The following is a 20,856-nucleotide window of genomic DNA, read 5'->3' on the forward strand; positions in this document are numbered from 1 at the left end:
GTCATTTCAGTCCGCGCCCAGCAGTTTCAGCAGACCTTTTTTGGCCTCTTCCTCAAGCTTGTCCTTGATGGCATCTTCGATCTGGTCACTGTCCGTAATCGTTGTGTCCAGTTCGCCGCCGACTTTTTCAAAGACCTTCTGCTTGGCGTCATCTTCAAGCTTTTTGAGTTCTGCATCAGCCGCGGCCTCGATCACCTTGCTAAGGTCCGGCCGGATCGAGGGGTTGCTCCATGGCCCCTGTATCCGCACAGGCACGGCAATGCCTTGACCCGAATTTGCCCGCAATGCGACCGGGGTGAACAGGTAATCGATGTTCCGGGCACCCAGCCCGACAAGGCCTTTTCCATCCGCCCGGTAGTTGTCCAACAACATCAGCAGATCATTGTTGGTCAGCGTGCCCTGATCCATCGTGAACGTGGCCGACAGGCTGTTGAACACCGTCGTGCCGCCCGTGCCCTGCCCCCGGCCCATCAGACGGTCGAGATCGATACCTGCGATTACCCCTTTGCCAACATTGACGCCCCCTTTTCCGCTGAGGGATCGCATGATCTGGTCTTCGGTTTGCCCGACGCCCAGAAACTCGAGCGTTCCCGATCCGGTGCCCGAAAGCCGTTCGATCCCGGCCAGCGTTGAGAGCATCTGCTTCAGGTCAATCCCGTCAGCCCTAACGTTGCCGCCCACCGACAGCCCGTTCCGGTTGTTGACCACCATCTGCCCGTTCAACTGTCCTGAGAACAAGGTGGCCGGGTGCATTTGAAACACAGCCCGCGCGCGATCGAGGCTCATGGTCAGATCGCTTTGGCCGAATGTCATTCCAGGAACCGCAATCGAGGTGGCCGTCAGGCGGATATTGCCGTTGGCCAAAGCCAGGGCTGATGCATCAATCGGGTCTTTGGACCAACCCGTGTCAGGCGCAGATGCACTGGTTGCTCCACCACCGGTGGAGGCATCGGTGCCGGCAATCTGAGACAGATCCAGATCACCCGCGCTCAGCCGGGCCGTGATCTGAGGCGGATCGGAAATGACAAGGTCCGCCTCGCCAGTCAGGCGGTTGTTGTCCAGAATTGCGGTCATATCCCGCAAGGCGACCCGACCGTCGCTGGTATAGGTCATCTGACCGGATACATTCGCCACACGCCCAAGCCCCTGCGGCACATATGTTCCGGCCTGCCCGAAGGCCGCCAGCATTTTCTCGGTGTTTGACGATTTGACCTCAAGCTGGCCGTCCATTTCCCCGGCCAGGTTGACCCGGCCGTCAAACCCGATCTGGCCACCCGGTGCCTTCAGCAACATCTCCAACGCGGTCACGTCTCCGGACGAAAATGCGGGTAGGTCGGGTATTTTCAGATCGACCTTCACGGTGCCGCCGGGCACCGCCATGCTGGCCTCCATCACCATTGGGGCGGTGACTTCGGGCCAACTGGCCGACAAATCGACATTCGCGAAATCCATCGTTGTGACACCGTTTTCGACGTAGATCAGCCGCACACGGGTCAGTTCCAGAAACTCCAGCGTGACCGCGCCAGCTTCGGCATCCGGCGCAGATCCCCCGGGATCGCCACCCGAAATGGCAGCCGTCGCAGTGCCAAGTTCCCAGTTTGCGCGCCCATCCGAAACTTCCAGTCGAAGAACCGGGTTTTCTGCCGCGACCCGTTTGATCCTGATGTCACCAGACAACAACGCCGCTGCATCGACACCGACCATCAGGCGTTCCGCGCTCAGCATTGGTTCTGGCCCGGCCCATGCAGCGTTACCAAACGTGACGGGCCCGGTTTCCATTCCCAGAACCGGCCAGAAGGACAGGTTGACGTCTCCGGACAGGTTCAGGTCGCGACCTGTCTGCGCCCGAACCTGCTCGGCCAGAATCGACCCCAGTTTTTCGCCCGGCATCAGCAGCAACGCGCCAATCACCAGCCCGATTACGGCAACGAATACGAACAGGATCCGCAACAACCACTTCATCTTTCTGCTCTCCGCCTTTTTGGCTTTTCTTTGCTTGAGATCATTCAAATCAAAAGCGGGATTTGCAAGGGGAAGCGTTCCCCACTATATGCCGCGCCATGAGCACGAACCCGCCAAACCTCCGCCCCGACCTGGCACCTGCCGCCCGGATCATCGATACGCCCCGTCCAAACCAGCCGACCATCGGTATGGTGTCCTTGGGCTGCCCCAAGGCTTTGGTCGATAGTGAGCGTATCCTGACCCGCCTGCGTGCTGAAGGGTACGGCATTTCGCCCAACTATTCAGGGGCCGATGCCGTCATCGTGAACACATGCGGGTTCCTGGACAGCGCCAAGGCTGAATCGCTGGATGCAATCGGCGAAGCGTTGGTGGAAAATGGCAAGGTGATCGTGACTGGCTGCCTAGGCGCGGAACCGGACTACATCCGCGAGCATCACCCGCGGATCATGGCCGTCACCGGCCCACATCAATACGAACAGGTGCTGGATGCCGTGCATTCGGCCGTTCCGCCCGATCCGGACCCGTTCGTCGACCTGCTGCCTGCCTCGGGCGTCAAACTGACACCACGCCACTACAGCTATCTGAAGATCTCGGAAGGCTGTAACCACAAGTGCAAATTCTGCATCATCCCTGACATGCGCGGGAAACTGGCCAGCCGCCCGGCCCATGCGGTGCTGCGCGAGGCGGAAAAGCTGGTTGAAAGCGGTGTGCGCGAGTTGCTGGTAATCTCGCAAGACACCTCGGCCTATGGGCTGGATCGCAAATACGACGTCAACCAATGGAAAGACCGCGAGGTACGCAGCCACATCACCGATCTGGCGCGCGAGCTGGGACGGCTAGACGCCTGGGTACGGCTGCATTACGTCTATCCCTACCCGCATGTGCGCGAACTGATCCCGTTGATGGCGGATGCTGGCTGCAATGTTCTGCCCTATCTGGACATCCCCTTTCAGCACGCCCATCCGGATGTTCTGAAACGCATGGCCCGCCCGGCCGCTGCGGCCAAAACACTGGATGAAATTGCCGCGTGGCGCGCGACCTGCCCCGACATCACCCTACGTTCGACCTTTATCGTGGGTTATCCGGGCGAGACCGATGCCGAATTCCAGGCCCTGCTGGACTGGATGGACGAAGCGAAACTGGATCGCGTCGGCTGCTTTCAATACGAAAACGTAGACGGCGCCCGGTCCAACGACCTGCCGGATCACGTTCCTGCTGACGTCAAACAGGACCGTTGGGAGCGATTCATGGAAAAGGCACAGGCAATTTCAGAGGCCAAGCTGGCGGCCAAGGTTGGTCAGGCGATTGAGGTCATCGTCGACGAAATCGACGAAGACGCCGCCACATGCCGCACGAAAGCAGACGCGCCCGAGATCGACGGCAACCTGTTCATTGACAAAAACTTCGAATCCCTGAAACCCGGTGACATCGTTTCTGTCGAGGTCGACGAGGCCGGAGAATATGATTTGTGGGGAAAACTGGCCTGACCAAAAGACGTCAATCGCCGTGACTACCGGCAATTGGGACATTCAGATCAGGGCGCGGATTTGCAGGCGGCCCTGAACAGGACCGCCTGCGAAAGGCTTATTGGGAAACTGGATTACAGACAGTCTGACCCGCTTCGGTTGTGGCCAGTTCATAACCTGCCGGACAGCTCGGAGAACCGTATTTGTCATAGTCAGGCTGGATATAGACCGGGGCCGGCTCTTCCTGCTGAGAGCAGGCGGTCAGAATAAGGGCAAACGCACCTACGGCTGCGAGTTTCAGTTTCATGTCCGTCAATCCTCTATTACTTTTCTGATATTGCCCGGTTTTTCGGGCCAATCTCAGAATAAGAGTTGGCGGGCGTTCTGGCAACTAAACAGATCACAAATTCGTTATTTCGGGCAGAGTTACGCTGGTAAAGGCGACCACGAGCGCTGAAAATTCCACAACCGCTACCCTTTTCGGGCCTGTGTTCTAAACTATTGAAATGACATCAGCCAACAACGGAGCAGCCAAATGTCCGACAGCCCGATCATTGCCCAGAAAGGCCCTTATCCGGTCGAAGTGACCGAAGGAAAAAGCTATTTCTGGTGCGCCTGCGGTACGTCCAAGAAACAACCTTTTTGCGACGGATCTCACAAAGGAACCGGGCTGGAGCCGGTGAAATACACTGCCGAAGCAACGAAGAAGGTGTTCTTCTGCGGCTGCAAGCAGACATCGAAACCACCATTATGCGACGGCTCACATTCGCGTCTGTGAAAACTTTCTAAGCGCCTCAAGAGCAGAGGCGTTTGCGCAGAAATCAGGCGCCTTTTCCGGTGTGGACTGCTGCGTTGCCAGCCATAACTCACATTTGCTGCTACAATCCGCTGCCCGGCACCGAGTAACGATTTCGGCAAATCCGTGGGGCGACAGTTTCCCTTCGGCCATCGCATCCGAGAACGAAACCCCGATGATCCGTGCGGTCGATCGGGTAAGCCAGAAATGCTTGTCGATATCTCCCAGTCTGTCCGAAGCCATCACTTGCATCCTTTTTGCCGGGCTTTCAGCACCGCAAACTGAGCCTTGTTCATACAGATTTCAGGGGCGTTGGACGCGTCTTCGCAGCGGTCCAACCATTCAGGACAGGCACTGGCCCAGTTACAGCCCCGGCATCGCTGCACCATGTTGCTCCAGTCCCGCTGGGTCAGGTGCCCGCCCTTATGCGCTGCGGCGATGTCTACGCCGGTCGCCTGCCCCATGCGCAGGACCAGTCGAAGATGGGTCATGATGTGTCCCAGTGGTGACATGGTACATCCGGCCGCTCAGGGTTTCAGTTTGTTCAGCAACTCCTGATTTCGGCAGTATTCCGGCGTCTGGCTTGTGGCTACCGCTTTGGTCAGGAAGTTCTCGCAATGGCCGGGATTGGGGCAATCGGTGCAGCGCAGAACGGCATCGGAAATCGCGTCGATCGAAACCTGGCCAGCGATCGCGGCTTCTTCCAGATCAACTCCGACAGTTGTGGCCATCTGGTCCAGAAGACCGGCATGGCGTCGCAATGTGTTTCGGCTGAGCATTACGCATCCTTTCCCGTTCGCGTTACAAGAAAGGATATCGCACCCGTTCGCGTCAGCCTTTGACCCAGGTCAAAGTGCCGCCGCCTGATGATCCAGATAGGCGCGCGTCGCATCCTGCACGCGCCGAAAGCGATCGCCCCCCAGTTTTTTCCCGCCGTACCAGCGCGTTACTACGATCAGATGGCTGTCCAGACCTGCCCGCTCCATCATTCGCAGGATCACCATTCCGGCCCCGCTTTCGCCGTCATCCGCTTTGAGCGCACCGGTCGGCAGTACCGCAGCCCAGGTATTGTGCGTGGCTTTCGCATAGTTCTTGTCAGATTTCAGCTCACTCAAAACCGCATCGATTTCATCCCGGGTCTTAACTGGCGCACCGGATACCGCATATTTCGAACCGCGATCTGTCAGGATCACGCCCATCCGGACAAGCGATGTCATGGGGTCAGCCCCAGTTGCCGGGCGGTTTCCTGAACTATCTGCACACGCTGCGCGTTAGGTGGATGGGTGCCAAGAAACTTGTCACCCGGATCAGGAATGCGATTGAAATACACTGCCCCCACCAAGGGGTTGTATCCCGCCCTATAGGTAATGACGGTGCCCAGTTGATCGGCCTCAAGCTCGAAATCCTTCACATAGGCCTGCACACCGACCTGTGCCCCCAATTTCTGCCAGGCTTCGACATCAGCGTCATCTCCTCCGTCGAGGCGCGCGAGGTCACCGAAAATCACCGCGCTTTCCTGCGAATTGTTCGACTGCCTGGCAAGGTGACCCAAAACGTGATGCGCGGCCTCGTGCCCCATGACAAACGCCAGTTCGTCGGCGTTCTTTGCTGAATTGATCATGGTCTGTGTGAAAATGATCACCGGTTGCCCGTCATCATCCAATGTCTGAAACGCGTTTTCTGGGGCCCGTGGGTTCAGATCCACCATGATCGTAAAGTCGCAGTTCCGGTTGCCCGGCTGTCGCAAGCATTCAGCGCGCGCCGCTTTGCCGACTGCTCGGCTGATTTCGCGGAATTCTGCGGACGAGACCCGAGAACCCGGGCTTTCGCTGTCCCAATCCTCGGCAGGCAAAACGCGCAAAGTACCGGCTTCGCAGGCCGCCAGCAGAACAGAAACCAGCAAAAATGTCAGGCGGCGCATCAGTAATCCTTTGGACCGGTCATACCGTATCGCAACCATAGCGTGCCACGCCGGGAACGGCCACGTCTGATTGGCAGTCAATGGGTTGCATTACCTGCGTTGGCCCTGCACTTTGCTTTTATGTTTTCGATTGAGCATGAATTCGACTCGACAGTCATTACCCTGGTGGACGAAGGCGAAAAGCCTTTGAACGAAGATGTCGTTATCAACAGTTTCGCAGAATGCGTGACGCTTGAACAATTGGATCCGCGCACGGACCAGGTTCAGAAAATTACCCTGTCACCCGAACAGGTGCGCGACTTGGCGGCGGCGCTGGACCTGCCCGAGGGGGTCTATCAGATACGCGAAACGCCACCTCAGGGATCATAGACAAAGATTTTGTCACGAGCGGTCTGACCGTGCTTCAGGATCAAGGCAGACGCCGAAATCCCCATGGATTGCGCCAAAAGCTTCCGAACCGCCTTGTTTGCCCTTCCATCTTCAGGTGCGGCGGTGACACAGACACGCAGAATGGTGCCGTCCACCGCAATGCTGTCACGCGCTGCTTTTGGAGTAACCCTGACCGAAATCTGTTTGCCCGGCACGGCAAGTGCGCTCAGATCCAGTAAATTTCGCAGTTTTGCTTTGGCCATCCTGCTTCCCTGTTCGCAACACCCTTGCATGAACGGGGACAGAGTGAAATTGATCTGACACCAAAACAGCTTGCCCTTGAATCAGAGGCAGTGCCACCCAAGATACAAACTGCCTATGTAAAGGAAGTTAACATATGCCTCTCAAGAATCAGGCTGCTCTGGAGTTTCTGCAAATCCGCCGCTCACGTCCGGCCAAAACGCTGATCGCACCGGCCCCGACGCGGGAAGAGCTGATGCCTCTGCTTACGGCCGCGGCTCGCAGTCCGGATCATGGCAAGCTCGAGCCCTGGCGTTTTCTTGTGTTGGAAAAAGGGGCGATGGCCCGTCTTTCGGAGCTGACCGGGGACTGCGGCGCTCGACTGGGGAAATCGCCTGAAGATATTTCCAAGGCCCGCAGCCAGTTCGACATGGGTCATCTGGCCGTCGCTGTGATCGAGGTTCAGAAACCATCGGAAAAAATTCCCGCCATCGAGCAGACCTACTCCGCCGGAGCGGTCTGTCTGGCGCTTTTGAACGCCGCGCTGGCCGCCGGCTGGGGCGCGAACTGGCTGTCAGGCTGGCAAGTCCATGACCGCAAGTTCTGCAAGGACGCTCTGGGCCTGGCCGATCACGAGCGTGTAGCGGGCCTGATTCACATCGCGACAGAAGGAGCGGAACCACCAGAGCGCCCGCGCCCGGATGTGACCGCGCTGACGCAATGGGTTGTTGAATGATTATTTTTCAGTCATTCTTTCTGGCGCTCGGCCAGATCGGAGACCCGAGATTCCGCAAGGTCCTGCTGCTGGGCGTCGGCTTGACTTTCGCATTGCTGGTCGTGGCTTATGCCGGTTTCCTGTGGCTTATCAATGCGCTTGTCGGCGACCAGGCCACTTTACCCTTGCTGGGTGAGGTCACGTGGCTGAACGATCTGCTCAGCGTGTCCTCTCTGCTGTTGATGATGGTACTGTCCGTGTTTCTGATGGTGCCCGTCGCCTCGGCCATCACGTCGATGTTTCTGGATGAGGTCGCGCAGGCCGTCGAGGACAGGCACTATCCCAATCTGCCACCGGTTGCAGGAATTCCGGTAGCCGAGGCGTTGAAGGATACAGTGAACTTTTTGGGCGTTCTGATCGCGGCCAACCTGCTGGCGCTGGTTCTATACGTGATCTTCACGCCGCTTGCCCCGTTTATCTTCTGGGCGCTGAACGGATTCCTGTTGGGGCGTGAATACTTCACTCTGGCAGCGATGCGCAGGCTGGGCCGCGATGGCGCGCGCAAGCTGCGCGCTAGGCATTCCGCAACCATCTGGATAGCCGGCACGTTGATGGCAATTCCGCTGTCAGTGCCGCTTGTAAACCTGCTGATCCCCATTATCGGAGCAGCCACGTTCACGCATATCTACCATCAACTGTCAGCCACGGACTTGTAAGGGCTATCCCTGGCGGTCAAGCTGGTTCAGCCAGTCGAAATCCTGCACCGAGATCACGCCGGACACGATGATACCGGCGATGATGGCCCACAGGACGGCCGAAATCCCGGTGGTGATCCACATCTTTTTCTTCATGTGATGCACTTCCGGAGCACCCGCATGGGTGCCCGGAACGATCTCGCCCAGATCGCCCTGCGTTTTGATCCGGATGGGCAACACCACCAGCAAGGTCATGAACCAGATGACCGCAAACAAAACAATCGCTGCCGTGATCGTCATATCAGATCCTCCGAGGCTGTGGTCAGACCTGCTCGAGTTCGACCAGACATCCGTTGAAATCCTTGGGGTGCAGGAACAGAACAGGTTTGCCGTGGGCACCGATCTTGGGCTCTCCCGACCCCAGAACACGGGCACCGGTTTCCTTCAGGTGGTCACGAGCGGCAATGATATCTTCGACCTCGTAACACACATGGTGAATGCCGCCTGCAGGGTTCTTTTCCAGAAACCCGTTGATCGGGCTGTTTTCGCCCAGCGGATAGAGCAGTTCGATCTTGGTGTTCGGCAACTCGATGAAAACGACGGTTACACCGTGGTCCGGTTCATCCTGAGGCGCCCCCACCTTTGCGCCCAGCGCGTTACGGTATTGCGCGGATGCGGCTTCGAGGTCCGGAACGGCGATGGCGACGTGATTCAAACGTCCGATCATTGTGCTCTCCTGTCGTTTCTGCGTTGCAGCGTTTATGGGCGCAGACGATCAAAAGGGCAAGGCGCGACGGCCCTGCCTCGGTATTGCCCTCCGGCGTCAAACACCCAGACACCAGCGCATGACCGCCTTTTGCGCGTGAAGACGGTTTTCGGCCTCATCAAAAATGACCGAGTTCGGGCCATCCATAACCTCGGACGTGGCTTCCTCTTCCCGGTGCGCCGGCAGGCAATGCATGAACAACGCGTCGGGTTTGGCGTGGGCCATCAGTTCGGCATTGACCTGATAGGGGCGCAGCAGGTTGTGACGGCGTTCCTTGGCCGACTGGGAATCGTGCATCGAGACCCAGGTGTCGGCGACCACCAGATCGGCACCTTCAACCGCTTTGTAGGGATCACGTTCGACCACGATCTTCGAGCCCTTCTGACGGGCAAAGCCCATGAACTCTTCTTCCGGATCGAATTGAGCGGGTCCCGTAAACGTCAGATCGAAGCCGAACTGGCCTGCAGCATGCAGGAAGGAAGCACACACATTGTTGCCGTCGCCTGTCCAGACCACCTTCTTGCCGGCGATGGGGCCGCGGTGTTCTTCAAACGTCAATACGTCCGCCATGATCTGGCAGGGATGGGTGCGATCTGTCAGACCGTTAATGACGGGGACATCCGAGTACTCGGCCATTTCGGTCAGAATGGTTTCGTCAAAGGTCCGGATCATGATCATGTCGACGTAGCGCGATAATACACGGGCGGTGTCGGCGATAGTTTCGCCATGGCCCAATTGCATATCCTTGCCGGACAGAACCATGGTCTGCCCGCCCATCTGGCGCACTCCCACATCAAACGACACGCGGGTTCGGGTCGAAGGCTTTTCGAAGATCAGCGCGACCATGCGATCCTTGAGAGGCTGTTCATCGTCATGAGCCGCCTTGGGGCGGCCGAGGCGCGCCTTTTTCATGGCGTCGGCTTGGTCGATCATGCTGCGCAGGGCTGCTGCATCGGTTTTATGAATGTCGAGAAAATGGTTCATTTCATTTCGCTTTTGGCTGTCGGACGCCGGGGGCCAGCCCCCGGACCCCCGGAGTATTTGGGAAAAGATGAAGATCAGGCGGTTGCGAGACTGGCTTCGACCTGTCGGGCGGCTTTTTCCAGGCGGATCATGGCCTGCGCGATATCGTCCTCGGTCAGCGTGAGCGGCGGCAGGAGTCGAATGACGTTATCGGCGGCAGGGACGGTGATGACCCCGTTGTCATAGCCGGCATTCACCACGTCCATGTTTGTCGGCTTGCATTTGAGGCCCAGCATCAGACCGGCACCGCGCACTTCTTCGAACACGTCAGGATGATTGGCGATCAGGCTTTCGAGTTTCTGGCGCAGCAGGCCGGCCTTGCGGTTCACGCCTTCGAGGAAGGCCGGTGTGGCGACCTGATCGATCACTGCACAGCCTACCGCGCAACCCAGCGGGTTGCCGCCATAGGTGGACCCATGTGTGCCCGCTGTCATGCCGTTCGCCGCATCCTCGGTTGCAAGCACAGCACCCAGCGGGAAGCCCCCGCCAATACCCTTGGCAACCAACATGATATCAGGCGTGATACCCGCCCATTCATGAGCAAAGAGCTTTCCGGTACGGCCGACACCGCATTGCACTTCGTCCAGGATCAGCAGGATTCCGTTATCGTTGCAGATCTGGCGCAGCGCCTTGAGTTCCGCATCCGGAACCGGGCGAATGCCCCCTTCGCCCTGAACGGGTTCGATCATGATCGCGGCTGTATGTTCAGTGATGGCGTTTGTGACACCGTCAAGATTGCCGAAGGCTACATGAACGAAACCGGGCAGCAGCGGACCGAAGCCCTTGGTCATCTTCTCTGACCCTGCGGCGGCGATACCTGCCGAGGAACGCCCGTGAAATGATCCCTCGAAGGTGATGATCTCGACCCGGTCCGGCTGATCTTTGTCATAGAAGTGCTTCCGAGCCATCTTGACGGCCAGTTCACAGGCTTCGGTGCCGGAATTGGTGAAGAATACGGTATCCGCGAATGTGTGTTCGACCAGTTTGTCGGCCAGCGCCTGCTGTTGAGGGATCTGGTACAGGTTCGAAACATGCCACAACGCGTGTGCCTGATCCGTCAGAGCCGCAACCAGTGCCGGATGCGCGTGACCCAGCGCGTTCACCGCGATCCCGGCGCCGAGGTCCAGAAAACGTCGGCCGTCCGCCTCGGTCAGCCAGGCACCTTCGCCTTTCACGAATGAAAGCGGTGCGCGATTGTAGGTCGGCAGAACGGACGGGATCATCGGATCATCCTTTTCAGATTGGTTAAGCCCCGTGAGTGATACACGAAGGCCGGTTTCGTCAACTGATTTGGTGGAGATTGCGCTGATTTGAACAGCACAAAGGATCAACAGGGCCGGTTACGCGGTCAGGCGTCGGCGTCGGAGGCGCAGGATATGTGCGTGTTTGATCATGCGGGCCGTATAGCGGGACCTTCGATTTCTGAAAACCCCGAAATTAAGTGGATCGCATAATTTCACTCTGACACAAGCATAGGCACTTGTCATTTCGCCCTGCGTCGCGCACCGCTGAACCATGACCCCGGCGCGCCAAAACCCAGCCCTTGCGGCTATTCTCATTTTTGTTGCCAGCGCGCTGATCGCGGGCACAACACTGCTGGCCAAGGCGCTGGGCACCGATACGCTTGGTCCGGCGCTTCATCCGATACAGATCAGCCATGGGCGGTTTCTGTTTGCCTTTGTCGTGATCATCAGCGCGGTCGTCGCGCTGCGTCCGAACCTGCGGCGACCGCATTGGGGGCTGCATGTCGGGCGGACCAGCTTTGGCTGGTTGGGGGTCACGCTGATGTTTGCCTCGGTCGCGTATATTCCAATAGCGGATGCGACTGCGATTTCCTTCCTGAACCCGGTCTTTGCGATGATGCTTGCTATCCCTCTTCTGAAAGAGGGGGTCGGTCCCTGGCGCTGGCTGGCGGCAGCGGTGGCCCTGACAGGCGCGCTGATCCTGTTGCGCCCCACGCCGGCCAGTTTTCAGCCCGCAGCGCTTTTGGCGTTGACGGCGGCTGCGGTGATCGGGATGGAGCTGATATTTATCAAGAAACTCTCAGGTCGTGAAATTCCGATCCAGATTCTGCTGGTGAACAACTCTATGGGGCTGGGTATCGCAACGGTCGCGGTAATTGCGGTTTGGCAGCCGCCCACCCCTGCACAATGGGTCGCTCTGGCGGGGATCGGTGGGCTGATGGCCTGTGCGCAAGCCTGTTTTGTCAACGGTATGGCCAGGGCTGACGCCTCATTCGTGGCGCCGATCAGCTACGCGACCCTGATCTTCGCCGCCCTGTACGATTTTGCTGTTTTTGGTGTGATTCCGGATGCGGTCAGCTTGGCAGGCTCGGCCATCATCCTGACCGGCGCCCTGATTCTGGTCTGGCGCGAGGCCCGCGCGCGGCACTAAAAATATCCGGAAACTTCCGACGTTTTTGGCCCGAGGGCGACCTCGGTGTCGCAAATCTTCACGACACCTGATCCGAGACCCGCATTCTGGTCGAAATTGTTTGTTGTTTAGAGAGATTACGCGATGCACGAACGCCGAATCCCGGAATGGGTCCGCCATGCTCCTGCCCCGTCGGTCCGCGAGTTCGGACTGCTTGCGGGTTTTGAGGCAATTGTTCGCGGCATTCTGATTTCGGTCTTTCCGCTGGTGATGTATCGCGCGCTGGGCGACGCGTCTTCGGTTTCCTTTGTGTATTTTCTGGTGGGGATCGTGTCGCTGACGGCCGGTCTGATGGTGCCATTCATCATTCGCTTCATTCCGCGGCGCTGGGCGTACACCATCGGTTGCGTGATGTTCATGGTCAGCGCTGTTCTGGCCATCGAGGGCAGCCCGACCGCCGTGGTGACTGCCTTGGCCATAAACACGGTGGCGACAGTTGTGACATTTGTCTGCTTTAACGCTTACGTGCTGGATTACATCAGCAAAATCCAACTTGGACGCTGCGAAACCAGCCGCATGTTTTACAGCGCGCTGGGCTGGACCGGCGGACCGATGGCCGGCGTATTGCTGATGGAACTATGGGCACCAGTGCCTTTCGTGATCAGCGCGGTCGCCTCTTTTGGCATGCTGATCCTGTTCTGGAGCATGCGCCTGGGCAATGGCAAACTGATCACCAAGGCGCGCGGACCGGCAACCAATCCACTGGCGTTTCTGCCTCGTTTCTTCTCCCAGCCCCGGCTGGTGGCCGGATATCTGTTTGCGATGATCCGCTCGTGCGGCTGGTGGATCTATGTGGTCTACCTGCCAATCTTTGCCATTCAGAACGGGCTGGGTGAGCAGCTTGGCGGCATTCTGCTGTCGGGAACCAATGCAATGCTGTTTGTCGCCCCATTGATTCTGCGCTGGGTCCAGGCGCGGTCTTTGCGGGCTGCGGTTCGGACGGGTTTTGCCGCCTGTGGGGTCTGTTTCGTCGTCGCCGGGGCGGTGGCGGGATGGCCCGTTGCGTCGGTTGCGGCGCTGGTTTTGGGGTCGGTCTGGCTGATCGTGCTGGATATCTGCGCCGGATTGCCGTTTCTAATGGCCGTGAAACCGTCAGAGCGGACCGAGATGTCAGCTATCTATTCCAGCTACCGGGACGTATCAGGCATTCTGACGCCGGGCGTGGCCTCACTGGTACTTCTGGCTACGCCGGTTGCAGGCGTGTTTGCGGCCGGCGGCGTTGCCCTGTTTGGGGCATGGGCGGTAGCGGCACGGTTGCACCCCAGGCTGGGACGACCCCGGGTCCCGTTGCAGCCGGGTGCGCTGGCCGAAGCCGCCTAGGCCTTTAGCCGATATCCTGTGCGCAGCATCTGCCAGGTCAGCGCGCCTATCAGGCCGGTTGCGCCTGCGCAGACGGCCATACCCAGCCACGGCGAACTGTCGGACACGCCGATCATCCCGTAACGCAACCCGTCAATCAGATAAAAGACGGGATTCAGATGGCTCAGGCGGTTTAGCACCGGTGGCAAGGCTTCGACGGAGTAGAAGGTGCCCGACAAAAAGGCCAACGGTGTGACAATGAAATTGGTGATCGCCGCCATCTGGTCAAATTTGTTGGCGAAAATTCCGGCAAGCAGCCCGAGTGCCCCCATGAAAGCGCCGCCAAGCAGCACAAAAATCAGCGCTATCAGCGGATGGTGCGGCACCAGCCCCAGGACCACCGCCAGCGCGATGGCGACAACGCAGGCTATCAATACGCCACGTGCGATGCCGCCGGCCAGATAGCCCAGCAATATCTCCAGCGGCGAAAGCGGAGGCATCAGAGTGTCGACAATGTTTCCCTGCACCTTGGCGATCACCATCGAGGATGATGTGTTGGCAAAGGCGTTCTGAATGACTGTCATCATCATGATTCCGGGGGCCAGGAAGGTCAGGAACGGCACACCCATCACGTCCGGCCTGCCGGGGCCGATAGCGATATTGAAGATCAGCAGGAACAACCCCGCGGTCACCAGCGGGGCCAGCAAAGTCTGCGTCCACACCGCCAGAAAGCGCAGGGTCTCGCGCTGCGCCAGCGTGAAAAGGCCCATCCAGTTCACTACTCCGAAATGGCGCGTATTCTGATCTGCGGGAATTTGCATCATCTGACCTCAACCTGATTCGAAGACAGCTTGTAACTCGGGCTGCAGTGATTAAAATAGGGGGCTGATACGAATTCCCAAGGCGGCCCGAATCCGGGGCCGCTTTCCGCTTTTGAAAGGCAAATGATGTCCTGGACTGACGAGCGTGTAGAACTGCTGAAGAAGATGTGGGGCGAGGGCCAGTCGGCCAGCCAGATCGCCAAGGAACTGGGTGGCGTGACCCGCAACGCCGTGATCGGCAAGGTGCACCGTCTGGGCCTGTCGAACCGGACCACGGGCGCGGCACCGGCCAAGGCTGAACCCAAGGAAAAACCAGCCCCCGAACCCAAGGCGGAAGCCAAGCAAAAACCTGCACCTAAGACCGAACCGGCACGTCCGGCCCCTGCCCCGGCAGCCGAAGCCAAGCCCGCCATTCCGGCCCGTCGTCAGATCATCCCGGCCGGTCAGCCCCTGCCGCCGCAACCGTCGGCCAACGAGATCAGCCCCGAAGCGCTGGCCAAGGTCAACGAGGTCGAAAAGAAGGCCAAAAAGCTGACCTTGATGGAACTGACCGAGAAAACCTGCAAATGGCCGGTCGGCGACCCCGCAACCGAAGATTTCTGGTTCTGCGGTCTGCCGGTTGAACAGGGCAAACCCTATTGCGAAGCGCATGTGGGCGTGGCCTTTCAACCCATGAGCGCCCGCCGCGACCGCCGTCGCTGACCGGGATGCGCCAGGATCCGACCGCGCTGGAGGATACCTGGCTTGCGCGGGCGAAACGTCTGCTGGCGCTGTCCGAGACCGGGCAGCACTTTACCACGGACGGTTTTGACCGCGAACGCTATTGCGAGATCGCCGCTTTGGCGCGCGCCATGCTGGCTGATCTTGGCCACGTCCCGCTGTCACGGATCGAAGGGCTGATATCCGAGCATACCGGCGGTTACGCAACGCCCAGCATTGATATTCGCGGCGCAATTATTCGCGACGGTCGAATCCTTCTGGTCCGTGAACGCAGCGACGGACGATGGGCAATGCCGGGCGGGTTTGCCGATATCGGCAGTTCCCCGGCGGAAAACATTGAACGCGAAGTCTGGGAAGAAGCCGGACTGCGGGTCCGCGCACGTCAGCTTTACGCGCTGCGACACAAGGCACGCCACCCGTATCCGGCGGACATACGGGATTTCTACAAACTGTTCTTTCTGTGCGAGGAAAGCAGCGTCACAGCACCAGAACCCGGAATGGAAACAAGTGAGGTCGCGTTTTTTGCGCCCCAGGATCTTCCGGAGCTGTCTTTGGTTCGGAATCTGCGGTCAGATATCGAAGCCGCGTTCACGGCCCTTACGAACGGGTCGACTGTCACCCTGTTCGATTAACATCAACTTCCCGCCGTAATCAGTTGTTCTGGTAGAAGAATGACAGCTTGCGGCTGGTTCCGCTGGGCGGGCGTGGGAACGGCGCGGCGCGCCTGACCTGTTCGCGGGCCGCGCGTTCAACTTCGAGCGAGCCGGAACTGTCCACGATTTCGACCCAGGCCAGTGAACCGTCGGGATCGATTTGGAAAAACACCTGCGCAAAACCTCGGGCCGAAACAAACACAACCGGTGCACGATTCAGATGTACCAGAACCTGCCCGGCATAGTTGGTTACATCGGAGTTCCCAGGCCCGCGCCCGCCCGAGCGCGATCCCCCGCTGCCCTGCCTGAACCTATCGATGCCTTCGCGGCGATAAACGGTCAAAGGCGAATCGACTACCTGATCAGGAAAGCGCAAGTCGCTGAAATCCCTCGATCCCTTCAATACACCTTGCCGTTCCGTTGTTGGTCGCCGGTCCGGAAGGCGTGGCCTGATTGAGGTGGTCACGGCGAGCTCTGATTCTTCAGCTGCTCCAACTGTTTCCGCCGCATCCGGTATCGGTGACAGGGCGGCGATCTCCGGTTCCACCGCTTCCTGCACGGGTGGAACAATGGCCGTGACCGGCGGGGTGGCGGCCGCTTCTGGTACGACAGGCAGAGCGGCAAGCTGTTCGGGTTCTGCCGCTGCCTCGATTGCATCAGGATCGCCCTGAGGCGCTTCTGCCGCGGTTTCCGCCTCGACCGGATCGGAGTTGGCTTCATCGGCACTGGGTTTGTCGTCACCATCGGCTTCTTCGGCAGTAATTGAAGGCTGGACCGGTTCTGCGATCTCTGGCTGAACGATTTCGGCTTCGCCGGTGTCAGGGGACGGCACCGGCTTTGGGTCGTTTGAGGCGACCAGCGCCTCGGTGATCGGAACCGGTTCCGTTCGTTCGGGCTCGGGCGGCGTTTCCTCTGGCGGCTCGGGCGTTTCAGCAGGCTCGGGTTCGACGGGTTCCGCCACGGGCTCGACCAGATCCTCGAAGGCATTGCCCATTGCCACCCTGTCAGGCCGGGTATCCGGTGTCTCAGATCCGGGCAGCGCCGGTGTCGTCAGGGTAAGCCCCATCAAGTGAACCATCACCGAAATCGCGATCGCCACGGCGGCAATCAGGGCAGACCCGCGGATCATTCGAGCGCCTGTTCGGTCACGACAAAGACCGATGTTGCCCCCAGACGGCGCAAGGAAGTGGTGATTTCGATCAGGCGCTGACCCTGCGCGTTGCGGTCCGGAACGATCCGTACCGGACCTGCATCATGTGTTTGCATATAGGCCTCGGCGCTGGATGGAGCACCGCGAAAACTAAGTGTTCCGTCGCTGTGCAGCACCAGCGCGTCGGGTGGTTCGCGCCCGGCCAGATCGGACGTGTTCACCAGTTCAAGATCCCCGTCCATTGGTGGTGCCAGCGTGCCCGTGATCAGAAAGAAAATCAACATCAGGAAGATGACATTGATCAGCGCGATGGTGGAATCACGTTTACGGCTGGGGCGGATGTGGCGGATCATGGCCTTACTCCAGCACCAGAACCCTGAGGTCTTCACGGCCACGCAGCAGAGCCAGAATATCAACCAGATGCTGTGCTGTGGCGTCGTTGTCCATGCTGATCAGAACCTGACCCGCTTCGACCCGGGCCGCCAGTTCCTCGGGCGTGACCGGCGCGCCGTTCAGTGCTAGCCGGGTCGCCCCCAATTGCACGAAAGCGCGTTCCGACGGCGTTTCCGAGGCCGCCCCACCGCTGGTTGCACTGCTTAGTTCGATCTCGCCAAAGCGGGAAAAGGTCGAGGACAGCATGAAGAACAACAAAAGCAGGAAAATGACGTCAATGAGTGGCGTCATCGACAACGGGCGTCGGAGGAAGGGTGCGGTATTACGCATGCTCGGGCGCGACCGGGGTATGCGCTCTGCCCGTCGCGGCCTGAATGCCCTGCCCCGGAACCAGCACGGTCCGCAGTGCCTTGTCAGCGAACACACGCTCGCGTGCTGTCCGGCTTTCGAACCACGACAAAACCATCGAGGTTGGCATAGCGACCGCCAGCCCGACTGCCGTGGTGATCAGCGCAACCCAGATACCGCCAGCCAAAAGCGAGGGATCGACCGAAGCCCCGGCGGATTGCAGGCTCTGGAACGCTTCGATCATACCCAGAACGGTTCCGAACAGCCCCAGCAGCGGCGCGAGTTGCGCAACGGTATCAAGCAGGCGAAAACCCCGCTCTAACCCCGCCAGCGCCAGCCCGGCCTCGGCATCCAGCCGCTCGGACAGGCCCGGTGCATCCGGTGCGTCCATCGCCGCATTCACGAGCGGAGCAAGGTAGCTGTGGCTTTGTGTCAGACGTTCACGCGCAAGCTGCCGGTCACCCGCATCCCAGGCCGCCAGCGCCTGAGACAACACCCGATGCCGACCCACGCCGCACGCGGCAAACTGCCAGAGCTTGTACAGCGTGACGGCGAGCGTCAGCACCGACATCACGATCAGGATCGCAACCACCGGCCCACCCAGGGCCACGATCTCGCGCAGCGCAACCAGCGGGCTCATCCCAGTAGCTCCACGTCGACACGGCTGCCAAGCGTCAGCGTTTCCCGGCATATGTCGCTTTCTGCCCCGTTGACCTGACAGGAATTCGTACCGTTGAAAAGAACCTGACCGATCTTCTCGCAGGACAATCCGGAAAGGTTGAACTGGCGCACGCGCATACGGCCCTCGGGAAGGTCCCTCAGAAGCAGAAGCGTCAGGCGATCCACGCCTCCGGAGGTGTCGAAAATCACGGCTTCAAACGAAACAGCGTCAACACCTTGCCCCGTGTCATTTCGCACCACGAAAGTCATCTGGCAGGCGTCATCGATATCCTGAAGTGTGTTGAGTTCGACAAACAATTCCGCCGCAGAGGTTTCATCGGATTGCGCCAGCGCCACGGCCGGCAGCATCCCCAGAAAGAGCCCGGCTAGCGCGAGACGTCGAATTAACATGTGCGGGCTCCCGAAGGTTCAGCAGTTACTTTGTTGACCCGGGGATCGCACCCGGGGTGTGGTTTTCATACCCAAGATAGGTGCGATGAAAAAGACTTGCAGGCGGCCTTGTGAAAATTCGTGCATTTTTTGGGAAAAGCCCGACATGCCTGATCAAACAGACCTGTTGGGCCAACCGACTGTTGCCCCGCTTGGCGTCAGCGCCCGAATGCGCTGTTCGGGGTCCATTTCATTTTTTCACCCGCTTTGCCCCATTTCATCATCAAGCAGGATGTTCCGTATTTCTGGAAATACTTGATATTCAGCGGATACCACCCGGCCTTTGGCACTTCGACCTCGGTGCGCTGGTTGGCTTCGCAGCCCTGGCGTCCGTTGACATATCCGATCTGTTGACCGCCGACATAGGCGTCAATTCCATCGTTGGACCAGGTTTCCAACTCGTAAATGCCGGGCGAGTCAAAACGGATAAAACCGGTAATCTCCGCCGCCACATTATAGGCTTCGTTGAAAGTCATGACAGGATCACCATCCGATGTGTCACGGTAATCCAGTCCCCTCAAAGGCGGACCCGCCTTGGCCTTTTTCAACAGGAAACCAACTTTGGCGAGGTTCTGAATCTTGCGCGGTGGATTCCCCTCCCATGCGTATTTCACATTCAGTCCCGCCTTCGCGTTGGGCTGTGGGTTTGCGGGTTGCAGTTTCAATGGCGCGGACATGGCCGTGCTGCCGATTACTGCCGCGACTGCGGCCAGCGCACCGATCCGAAAGAGTTTCATGGTCTTCTCCCTGAGTGTGGTCTTTTGGGGTTTCTCCCCTTCCGACCTTTTTATTGCGAAGACACTAGGACGTGAAAATTCACCTCGCAAGTCGGTTGAAGTTCACAATTTCAACGTCAGGCCCTTACGTCCTTTGGTGAATCCATTACAACATAGGACGTAATTGAGGTCACATGCGGCAGGGTTCCCAGCACCTCGGTATGAAAAGTCTTGTAGGACGGCAGGTCGGCACACTCCACCCGCAGCAGATACTCGATTGTTCCGGTAATATTGTGGCATTCAACCACTTCCGGCGCACACTGCAATGCGCGCTCGAACCCTTCCTGCGCGGCTTTGGTGTGCTCGCCCAACCCTACGCCGATATAGGCCACAAACCCCACTCCCAGGGCTGCGGGGTTTAGAACCGCCCGATAACCCGTGATGACACCGGCACGTTCCAGCTCCTGCACGCGGCGCAGACAAGCAGATGGCGACAGACCAACACGGTCAGCAAGGTCCAGGTTGCTGATACGACCGTCCCGGGACAGCTCTCGCAATATTTGGCGGTTTACTTCGTCAATCTTGGTCATTGGTTGCAAAACTAGGGGAAACACGCATCAAAACGCAATTTCATTTGCCGGTTTTGCCGCAATTATTCGCTTCATGACCTATGAACTTCTACTCGCCCTGATCGCTTTTGCATTCGTTTCCTCGATCACGCCGGGGCCGAACAATCTGATGTTGATGGCATCGGGTGCCAATTTCGGGTTCCGGCGCACCGTCCCGCACATGTTGGGGGTCGGGCTGGGCTTTACCTTCATGGTTCTGCTGGTGGGAACCGGGCTGGTTCAGATCTTCGACCGTTATCCGGTAAGCTATACGATACTCAAAATCGCATCCGTGATTTATCTGCTGTACCTGGCCTGGAAGATTGCCAATGCCGCGCCGACGCAAGATCAGGCCGTGAAGGGTACACCAATGACGTTTCTTCAGGCCGCCTCGTTTCAATGGGTCAACCCCAAGGCGTGGGCCATGGCCCTGACAGCAACTGCCGCTTATACGCCGGATCAGACGCTGGGTGCGATCATGGTCGTTGCACTGGTTTTCGGAGCGGTCAACCTTCCCTCGGTCAGCGTCTGGACCGTTCTTGGACAACAGATGGCGCGCGTTTTGACAAACCCGCGCCGATTGCTTGCCTTCAACTGGACCATGGCGGTGCTGCTGGTGGCCTCGCTTTATCCGGTGCTGTGGCCGAGTTGA

Annotated in this window: 30 protein-coding genes; 10 read left to right on the top strand and 20 right to left on the bottom strand. The window is 58.9% G+C overall.

Going from position 1 to position 20,856, the window contains the following annotated elements:
• Positions 1-6: 6 nt before the first annotated feature.
• Positions 7-1,962, bottom strand: a complete 1,956-nt coding sequence (locus tag ACR0JW_RS19770) for an AsmA family protein (protein ID WP_170682077.1) — start codon at positions 1,960-1,962, stop codon at positions 7-9.
• A 98-nt stretch (positions 1,963-2,060) separates the two neighbouring features.
• Here ACR0JW_RS19770 and rimO point away from each other — a divergent pair, with 98 nt between their 5' ends.
• Positions 2,061-3,449 carry a 30S ribosomal protein S12 methylthiotransferase RimO gene (rimO, locus tag ACR0JW_RS19775; protein WP_170682078.1) on the top strand — a complete coding sequence of 463 codons (1,389 nt, stop codon included), beginning with the start codon at positions 2,061-2,063 and terminating at the stop codon, positions 3,447-3,449.
• Positions 3,450-3,546: 97 nt separating this feature from the next.
• Here rimO and ACR0JW_RS19780 read toward each other — a convergent pair whose 3' ends face one another.
• Entirely contained in the window at positions 3,547-3,735 is a 189-nt protein-coding gene (locus ACR0JW_RS19780) for a hypothetical protein (RefSeq protein ID WP_170609689.1), read from the bottom strand.
• Between the two features lie 228 nt (positions 3,736-3,963).
• Between ACR0JW_RS19780 and ACR0JW_RS19785 the strand changes: the two genes are divergently transcribed.
• Positions 3,964-4,206, top strand: a complete 243-nt coding sequence (locus ACR0JW_RS19785) for a CDGSH iron-sulfur domain-containing protein (RefSeq protein WP_170682079.1) — start codon at positions 3,964-3,966, stop codon at positions 4,204-4,206.
• On the opposite strand, the gene ACR0JW_RS19790 is transcribed toward ACR0JW_RS19785, so the two are convergent.
• The 5 genes from ACR0JW_RS19790 to ACR0JW_RS19810 form a co-directional block, all read right to left on the bottom strand.
• Positions 4,189-4,467, bottom strand: a complete 279-nt coding sequence (locus ACR0JW_RS19790; protein WP_170682080.1) for a DUF6455 family protein — start codon at positions 4,465-4,467, stop codon at positions 4,189-4,191. The genes ACR0JW_RS19785 and ACR0JW_RS19790 overlap by 18 nt on opposite strands.
• The gene (locus ACR0JW_RS19795) at positions 4,467-4,736 is read right to left on the bottom strand and encodes a DUF6455 family protein (RefSeq protein ID WP_170682081.1); all 270 of its coding nucleotides are present in this window, start codon (positions 4,734-4,736) and stop codon (positions 4,467-4,469) included. The genes ACR0JW_RS19790 and ACR0JW_RS19795 overlap by 1 nt, the downstream gene beginning before the upstream one ends.
• A 15-nt stretch (positions 4,737-4,751) precedes the next feature.
• The gene (locus ACR0JW_RS19800) at positions 4,752-5,003 is read right to left on the bottom strand and encodes a DUF6455 family protein (RefSeq protein WP_170609681.1); all 252 of its coding nucleotides are present in this window, start codon (positions 5,001-5,003) and stop codon (positions 4,752-4,754) included.
• A gap of 69 nt (positions 5,004-5,072) precedes the next feature.
• The gene (locus ACR0JW_RS19805; protein WP_170682082.1) at positions 5,073-5,441 is read right to left on the bottom strand and encodes a YigZ family protein; all 369 of its coding nucleotides are present in this window, start codon (positions 5,439-5,441) and stop codon (positions 5,073-5,075) included.
• The gene (locus ACR0JW_RS19810; protein WP_170682083.1) at positions 5,438-6,145 is read right to left on the bottom strand and encodes a M48 family metalloprotease; all 708 of its coding nucleotides are present in this window, start codon (positions 6,143-6,145) and stop codon (positions 5,438-5,440) included. The genes ACR0JW_RS19805 and ACR0JW_RS19810 overlap by 4 nt, the downstream gene beginning before the upstream one ends.
• 120 nt (positions 6,146-6,265) lie before the next feature.
• Here ACR0JW_RS19810 and ACR0JW_RS19815 point away from each other — a divergent pair, with 120 nt between their 5' ends.
• On the top strand, positions 6,266-6,514 hold the full coding sequence (locus ACR0JW_RS19815) for a hypothetical protein (protein ID WP_170609675.1): 249 nt from the start codon (positions 6,266-6,268) through the stop codon (positions 6,512-6,514).
• Here the strand turns inward: ACR0JW_RS19815 and ACR0JW_RS19820 are convergent.
• On the bottom strand, positions 6,502-6,777 hold the full coding sequence (locus ACR0JW_RS19820) for a DUF167 domain-containing protein (RefSeq protein ID WP_170682084.1): 276 nt from the start codon (positions 6,775-6,777) through the stop codon (positions 6,502-6,504). The two genes, ACR0JW_RS19815 and ACR0JW_RS19820, sit on opposite strands and share 13 nt — an antisense overlap.
• A gap of 134 nt (positions 6,778-6,911) precedes the next feature.
• Between ACR0JW_RS19820 and ACR0JW_RS19825 the strand changes: the two genes are divergently transcribed.
• A complete protein-coding gene (locus ACR0JW_RS19825; protein WP_170682085.1) occupies positions 6,912-7,490 on the top strand; it encodes a nitroreductase family protein in 579 nt (192 codons plus the stop codon).
• Positions 7,487-8,185, top strand: coding sequence for an EI24 domain-containing protein (locus ACR0JW_RS19830; protein WP_170824797.1), 699 nt, complete (start codon positions 7,487-7,489; stop codon positions 8,183-8,185). Before ACR0JW_RS19825 ends, ACR0JW_RS19830 begins: the two co-directional genes overlap by 4 nt.
• A 3-nt stretch (positions 8,186-8,188) precedes the next feature.
• On the opposite strand, the gene ACR0JW_RS19835 is transcribed toward ACR0JW_RS19830, so the two are convergent.
• The 4 genes from ACR0JW_RS19835 to ACR0JW_RS19850 form a co-directional block, all read right to left on the bottom strand.
• Positions 8,189-8,464: a DUF1467 family protein gene (locus ACR0JW_RS19835; RefSeq protein ID WP_170609668.1), complete on the bottom strand. Its 276-nt coding sequence runs from the start codon at positions 8,462-8,464 to the stop codon at positions 8,189-8,191.
• Positions 8,465-8,486: 22 nt separating this feature from the next.
• Entirely contained in the window at positions 8,487-8,891 is a 405-nt protein-coding gene (mce, locus tag ACR0JW_RS19840; RefSeq protein ID WP_170682087.1) for a methylmalonyl-CoA epimerase, read from the bottom strand.
• 96 nt (positions 8,892-8,987) lie between these two features.
• Complete coding sequence (argF, locus tag ACR0JW_RS19845; protein WP_170609664.1) at positions 8,988-9,914, bottom strand: ornithine carbamoyltransferase; 927 nt, start codon at positions 9,912-9,914, stop codon at positions 8,988-8,990.
• 74 nt (positions 9,915-9,988) lie between these two features.
• On the bottom strand, positions 9,989-11,176 hold the full coding sequence (locus ACR0JW_RS19850) for an aspartate aminotransferase family protein (protein WP_170682089.1): 1,188 nt from the start codon (positions 11,174-11,176) through the stop codon (positions 9,989-9,991).
• Positions 11,177-11,468: 292 nt separating this feature from the next.
• Between ACR0JW_RS19850 and ACR0JW_RS19855 the strand changes: the two genes are divergently transcribed.
• Both ACR0JW_RS19855 and ACR0JW_RS19860 read left to right on the top strand, forming a co-directional pair.
• A complete protein-coding gene (locus tag ACR0JW_RS19855; RefSeq protein ID WP_170682090.1) occupies positions 11,469-12,347 on the top strand; it encodes a DMT family transporter in 879 nt (292 codons plus the stop codon).
• Between the two features lie 123 nt (positions 12,348-12,470).
• Positions 12,471-13,706 (top strand): MFS transporter, encoded by a 1,236-nt coding sequence (locus tag ACR0JW_RS19860; protein ID WP_170682091.1) that lies wholly within the window; start codon positions 12,471-12,473, stop codon positions 13,704-13,706.
• Here ACR0JW_RS19860 and ACR0JW_RS19865 read toward each other — a convergent pair.
• Entirely contained in the window at positions 13,703-14,509 is an 807-nt protein-coding gene (locus ACR0JW_RS19865; RefSeq protein WP_480714351.1) for an ABC transporter permease, read from the bottom strand. The genes ACR0JW_RS19860 and ACR0JW_RS19865 overlap by 4 nt on opposite strands.
• Before the next feature lie 123 nt (positions 14,510-14,632).
• Between ACR0JW_RS19865 and ACR0JW_RS19870 the strand changes: the two genes are divergently transcribed.
• Positions 14,633-15,208, top strand: coding sequence for a GcrA family cell cycle regulator (locus tag ACR0JW_RS19870; RefSeq protein ID WP_170610884.1), 576 nt, complete (start codon positions 14,633-14,635; stop codon positions 15,206-15,208).
• A gap of 5 nt (positions 15,209-15,213) precedes the next feature.
• Complete coding sequence (locus ACR0JW_RS19875; RefSeq protein ID WP_480714352.1) at positions 15,214-15,858, top strand: NUDIX hydrolase; 645 nt, start codon at positions 15,214-15,216, stop codon at positions 15,856-15,858.
• A gap of 19 nt (positions 15,859-15,877) precedes the next feature.
• Here the strand turns inward: ACR0JW_RS19875 and ACR0JW_RS19880 are convergent, their stop codons facing one another.
• The 7 genes from ACR0JW_RS19880 to ACR0JW_RS19910 all read right to left on the bottom strand — a co-directional run bounded on the left by ACR0JW_RS19880 (position 15,878) and on the right by ACR0JW_RS19910 (position 20,186).
• Positions 15,878-17,008, bottom strand: a complete 1,131-nt coding sequence (locus ACR0JW_RS19880; protein WP_170682092.1) for a TonB family protein — start codon at positions 17,006-17,008, stop codon at positions 15,878-15,880.
• Positions 17,005-17,382: an ExbD/TolR family protein gene (locus ACR0JW_RS19885; protein WP_170682093.1), complete on the bottom strand. Its 378-nt coding sequence runs from the start codon at positions 17,380-17,382 to the stop codon at positions 17,005-17,007. Before ACR0JW_RS19885 ends, ACR0JW_RS19880 begins: the two co-directional genes overlap by 4 nt.
• A gap of 4 nt (positions 17,383-17,386) precedes the next feature.
• Positions 17,387-17,713, bottom strand: coding sequence for a biopolymer transporter ExbD (locus ACR0JW_RS19890; RefSeq protein WP_170682094.1), 327 nt, complete (start codon positions 17,711-17,713; stop codon positions 17,387-17,389).
• Positions 17,714-17,744: 31 nt separating this feature from the next.
• The gene (locus ACR0JW_RS19895; RefSeq protein ID WP_170682095.1) at positions 17,745-18,410 is read right to left on the bottom strand and encodes a MotA/TolQ/ExbB proton channel family protein; all 666 of its coding nucleotides are present in this window, start codon (positions 18,408-18,410) and stop codon (positions 17,745-17,747) included.
• Complete coding sequence (locus tag ACR0JW_RS19900; protein ID WP_170682096.1) at positions 18,407-18,841, bottom strand: hypothetical protein; 435 nt, start codon at positions 18,839-18,841, stop codon at positions 18,407-18,409. Before ACR0JW_RS19900 ends, ACR0JW_RS19895 begins: the two co-directional genes overlap by 4 nt.
• 197 nt (positions 18,842-19,038) lie before the next feature.
• Positions 19,039-19,617 carry a PA14 domain-containing protein gene (locus tag ACR0JW_RS19905; RefSeq protein ID WP_170682097.1) on the bottom strand — a complete coding sequence of 193 codons (579 nt, stop codon included), beginning with the start codon at positions 19,615-19,617 and terminating at the stop codon, positions 19,039-19,041.
• 116 nt (positions 19,618-19,733) lie between these two features.
• Complete coding sequence (locus ACR0JW_RS19910) at positions 19,734-20,186, bottom strand: Lrp/AsnC family transcriptional regulator (protein ID WP_170682098.1); 453 nt, start codon at positions 20,184-20,186, stop codon at positions 19,734-19,736.
• A gap of 73 nt (positions 20,187-20,259) precedes the next feature.
• On the opposite strand from ACR0JW_RS19910, the gene ACR0JW_RS19915 reads away from it, so the two are divergent.
• A complete protein-coding gene (locus ACR0JW_RS19915) occupies positions 20,260-20,856 on the top strand; it encodes a LysE family translocator (RefSeq protein ID WP_170682099.1) in 597 nt (198 codons plus the stop codon).

The sequence above is a fragment of the Ruegeria sp. BG6 genome, from assembly GCF_056538465.1.

What these genes read in the sequence shown, in the direction of transcription:
- ACR0JW_RS19785 (WP_170682079.1), top strand. Translation starts at nt 3,964, where the DNA reads ATGTCCGACAGCCCGATCATTGCCCAGAAAGGCCCTTATCCGGTCGAA.
- ACR0JW_RS19905 (WP_170682097.1), bottom strand. Translation starts at nt 19,617, where the DNA reads ATGAAACTCTTTCGGATCGGTGCGCTGGCCGCAGTCGCGGCAGTAATC.
- ACR0JW_RS19820 (WP_170682084.1), bottom strand. Translation starts at nt 6,777, where the DNA reads ATGGCCAAAGCAAAACTGCGAAATTTACTGGATCTGAGCGCACTTGCC.
- ACR0JW_RS19810 (WP_170682083.1), bottom strand. Translation starts at nt 6,145, where the DNA reads ATGCGCCGCCTGACATTTTTGCTGGTTTCTGTTCTGCTGGCGGCCTGC.
- ACR0JW_RS19900 (WP_170682096.1), bottom strand. Translation starts at nt 18,841, where the DNA reads ATGTTAATTCGACGTCTCGCGCTAGCCGGGCTCTTTCTGGGGATGCTG.
- rimO (WP_170682078.1), top strand. Translation starts at nt 2,061, where the DNA reads ATGAGCACGAACCCGCCAAACCTCCGCCCCGACCTGGCACCTGCCGCC.
- ACR0JW_RS19795 (WP_170682081.1), bottom strand. Translation starts at nt 4,736, where the DNA reads ATGTCACCACTGGGACACATCATGACCCATCTTCGACTGGTCCTGCGC.
- ACR0JW_RS19895 (WP_170682095.1), bottom strand. Translation starts at nt 18,410, where the DNA reads ATGAGCCCGCTGGTTGCGCTGCGCGAGATCGTGGCCCTGGGTGGGCCG.
- ACR0JW_RS19815 (WP_170609675.1), top strand. Translation starts at nt 6,266, where the DNA reads ATGTTTTCGATTGAGCATGAATTCGACTCGACAGTCATTACCCTGGTG.
- ACR0JW_RS19860 (WP_170682091.1), top strand. Translation starts at nt 12,471, where the DNA reads ATGCACGAACGCCGAATCCCGGAATGGGTCCGCCATGCTCCTGCCCCG.
- ACR0JW_RS19870 (WP_170610884.1), top strand. Translation starts at nt 14,633, where the DNA reads ATGTCCTGGACTGACGAGCGTGTAGAACTGCTGAAGAAGATGTGGGGC.
- ACR0JW_RS19800 (WP_170609681.1), bottom strand. Translation starts at nt 5,003, where the DNA reads ATGCTCAGCCGAAACACATTGCGACGCCATGCCGGTCTTCTGGACCAG.
- ACR0JW_RS19825 (WP_170682085.1), top strand. Translation starts at nt 6,912, where the DNA reads ATGCCTCTCAAGAATCAGGCTGCTCTGGAGTTTCTGCAAATCCGCCGC.
- ACR0JW_RS19865 (WP_480714351.1), bottom strand. Translation starts at nt 14,509, where the DNA reads ATGATGCAAATTCCCGCAGATCAGAATACGCGCCATTTCGGAGTAGTG.
- ACR0JW_RS19890 (WP_170682094.1), bottom strand. Translation starts at nt 17,713, where the DNA reads ATGACGCCACTCATTGACGTCATTTTCCTGCTTTTGTTGTTCTTCATG.
- ACR0JW_RS19855 (WP_170682090.1), top strand. Translation starts at nt 11,469, where the DNA reads ATGACCCCGGCGCGCCAAAACCCAGCCCTTGCGGCTATTCTCATTTTT.
- ACR0JW_RS19915 (WP_170682099.1), top strand. Translation starts at nt 20,260, where the DNA reads ATGACCTATGAACTTCTACTCGCCCTGATCGCTTTTGCATTCGTTTCC.
- ACR0JW_RS19885 (WP_170682093.1), bottom strand. Translation starts at nt 17,382, where the DNA reads ATGATCCGCCACATCCGCCCCAGCCGTAAACGTGATTCCACCATCGCG.
- ACR0JW_RS19805 (WP_170682082.1), bottom strand. Translation starts at nt 5,441, where the DNA reads ATGACATCGCTTGTCCGGATGGGCGTGATCCTGACAGATCGCGGTTCG.
- mce (WP_170682087.1), bottom strand. Translation starts at nt 8,891, where the DNA reads ATGATCGGACGTTTGAATCACGTCGCCATCGCCGTTCCGGACCTCGAA.
- ACR0JW_RS19770 (WP_170682077.1), bottom strand. Translation starts at nt 1,962, where the DNA reads ATGAAGTGGTTGTTGCGGATCCTGTTCGTATTCGTTGCCGTAATCGGG.
- ACR0JW_RS19875 (WP_480714352.1), top strand. Translation starts at nt 15,214, where the DNA reads ATGCGCCAGGATCCGACCGCGCTGGAGGATACCTGGCTTGCGCGGGCG.
- ACR0JW_RS19830 (WP_170824797.1), top strand. Translation starts at nt 7,487, where the DNA reads ATGATTATTTTTCAGTCATTCTTTCTGGCGCTCGGCCAGATCGGAGAC.
- ACR0JW_RS19835 (WP_170609668.1), bottom strand. Translation starts at nt 8,464, where the DNA reads ATGACGATCACGGCAGCGATTGTTTTGTTTGCGGTCATCTGGTTCATG.
- ACR0JW_RS19850 (WP_170682089.1), bottom strand. Translation starts at nt 11,176, where the DNA reads ATGATCCCGTCCGTTCTGCCGACCTACAATCGCGCACCGCTTTCATTC.
- ACR0JW_RS19880 (WP_170682092.1), bottom strand. Translation starts at nt 17,008, where the DNA reads ATGATCCGCGGGTCTGCCCTGATTGCCGCCGTGGCGATCGCGATTTCG.
- argF (WP_170609664.1), bottom strand. Translation starts at nt 9,914, where the DNA reads ATGAACCATTTTCTCGACATTCATAAAACCGATGCAGCAGCCCTGCGC.
- ACR0JW_RS19780 (WP_170609689.1), bottom strand. Translation starts at nt 3,735, where the DNA reads ATGAAACTGAAACTCGCAGCCGTAGGTGCGTTTGCCCTTATTCTGACC.
- ACR0JW_RS19790 (WP_170682080.1), bottom strand. Translation starts at nt 4,467, where the DNA reads ATGGCTTCGGACAGACTGGGAGATATCGACAAGCATTTCTGGCTTACC.
- ACR0JW_RS19910 (WP_170682098.1), bottom strand. Translation starts at nt 20,186, where the DNA reads ATGACCAAGATTGACGAAGTAAACCGCCAAATATTGCGAGAGCTGTCC.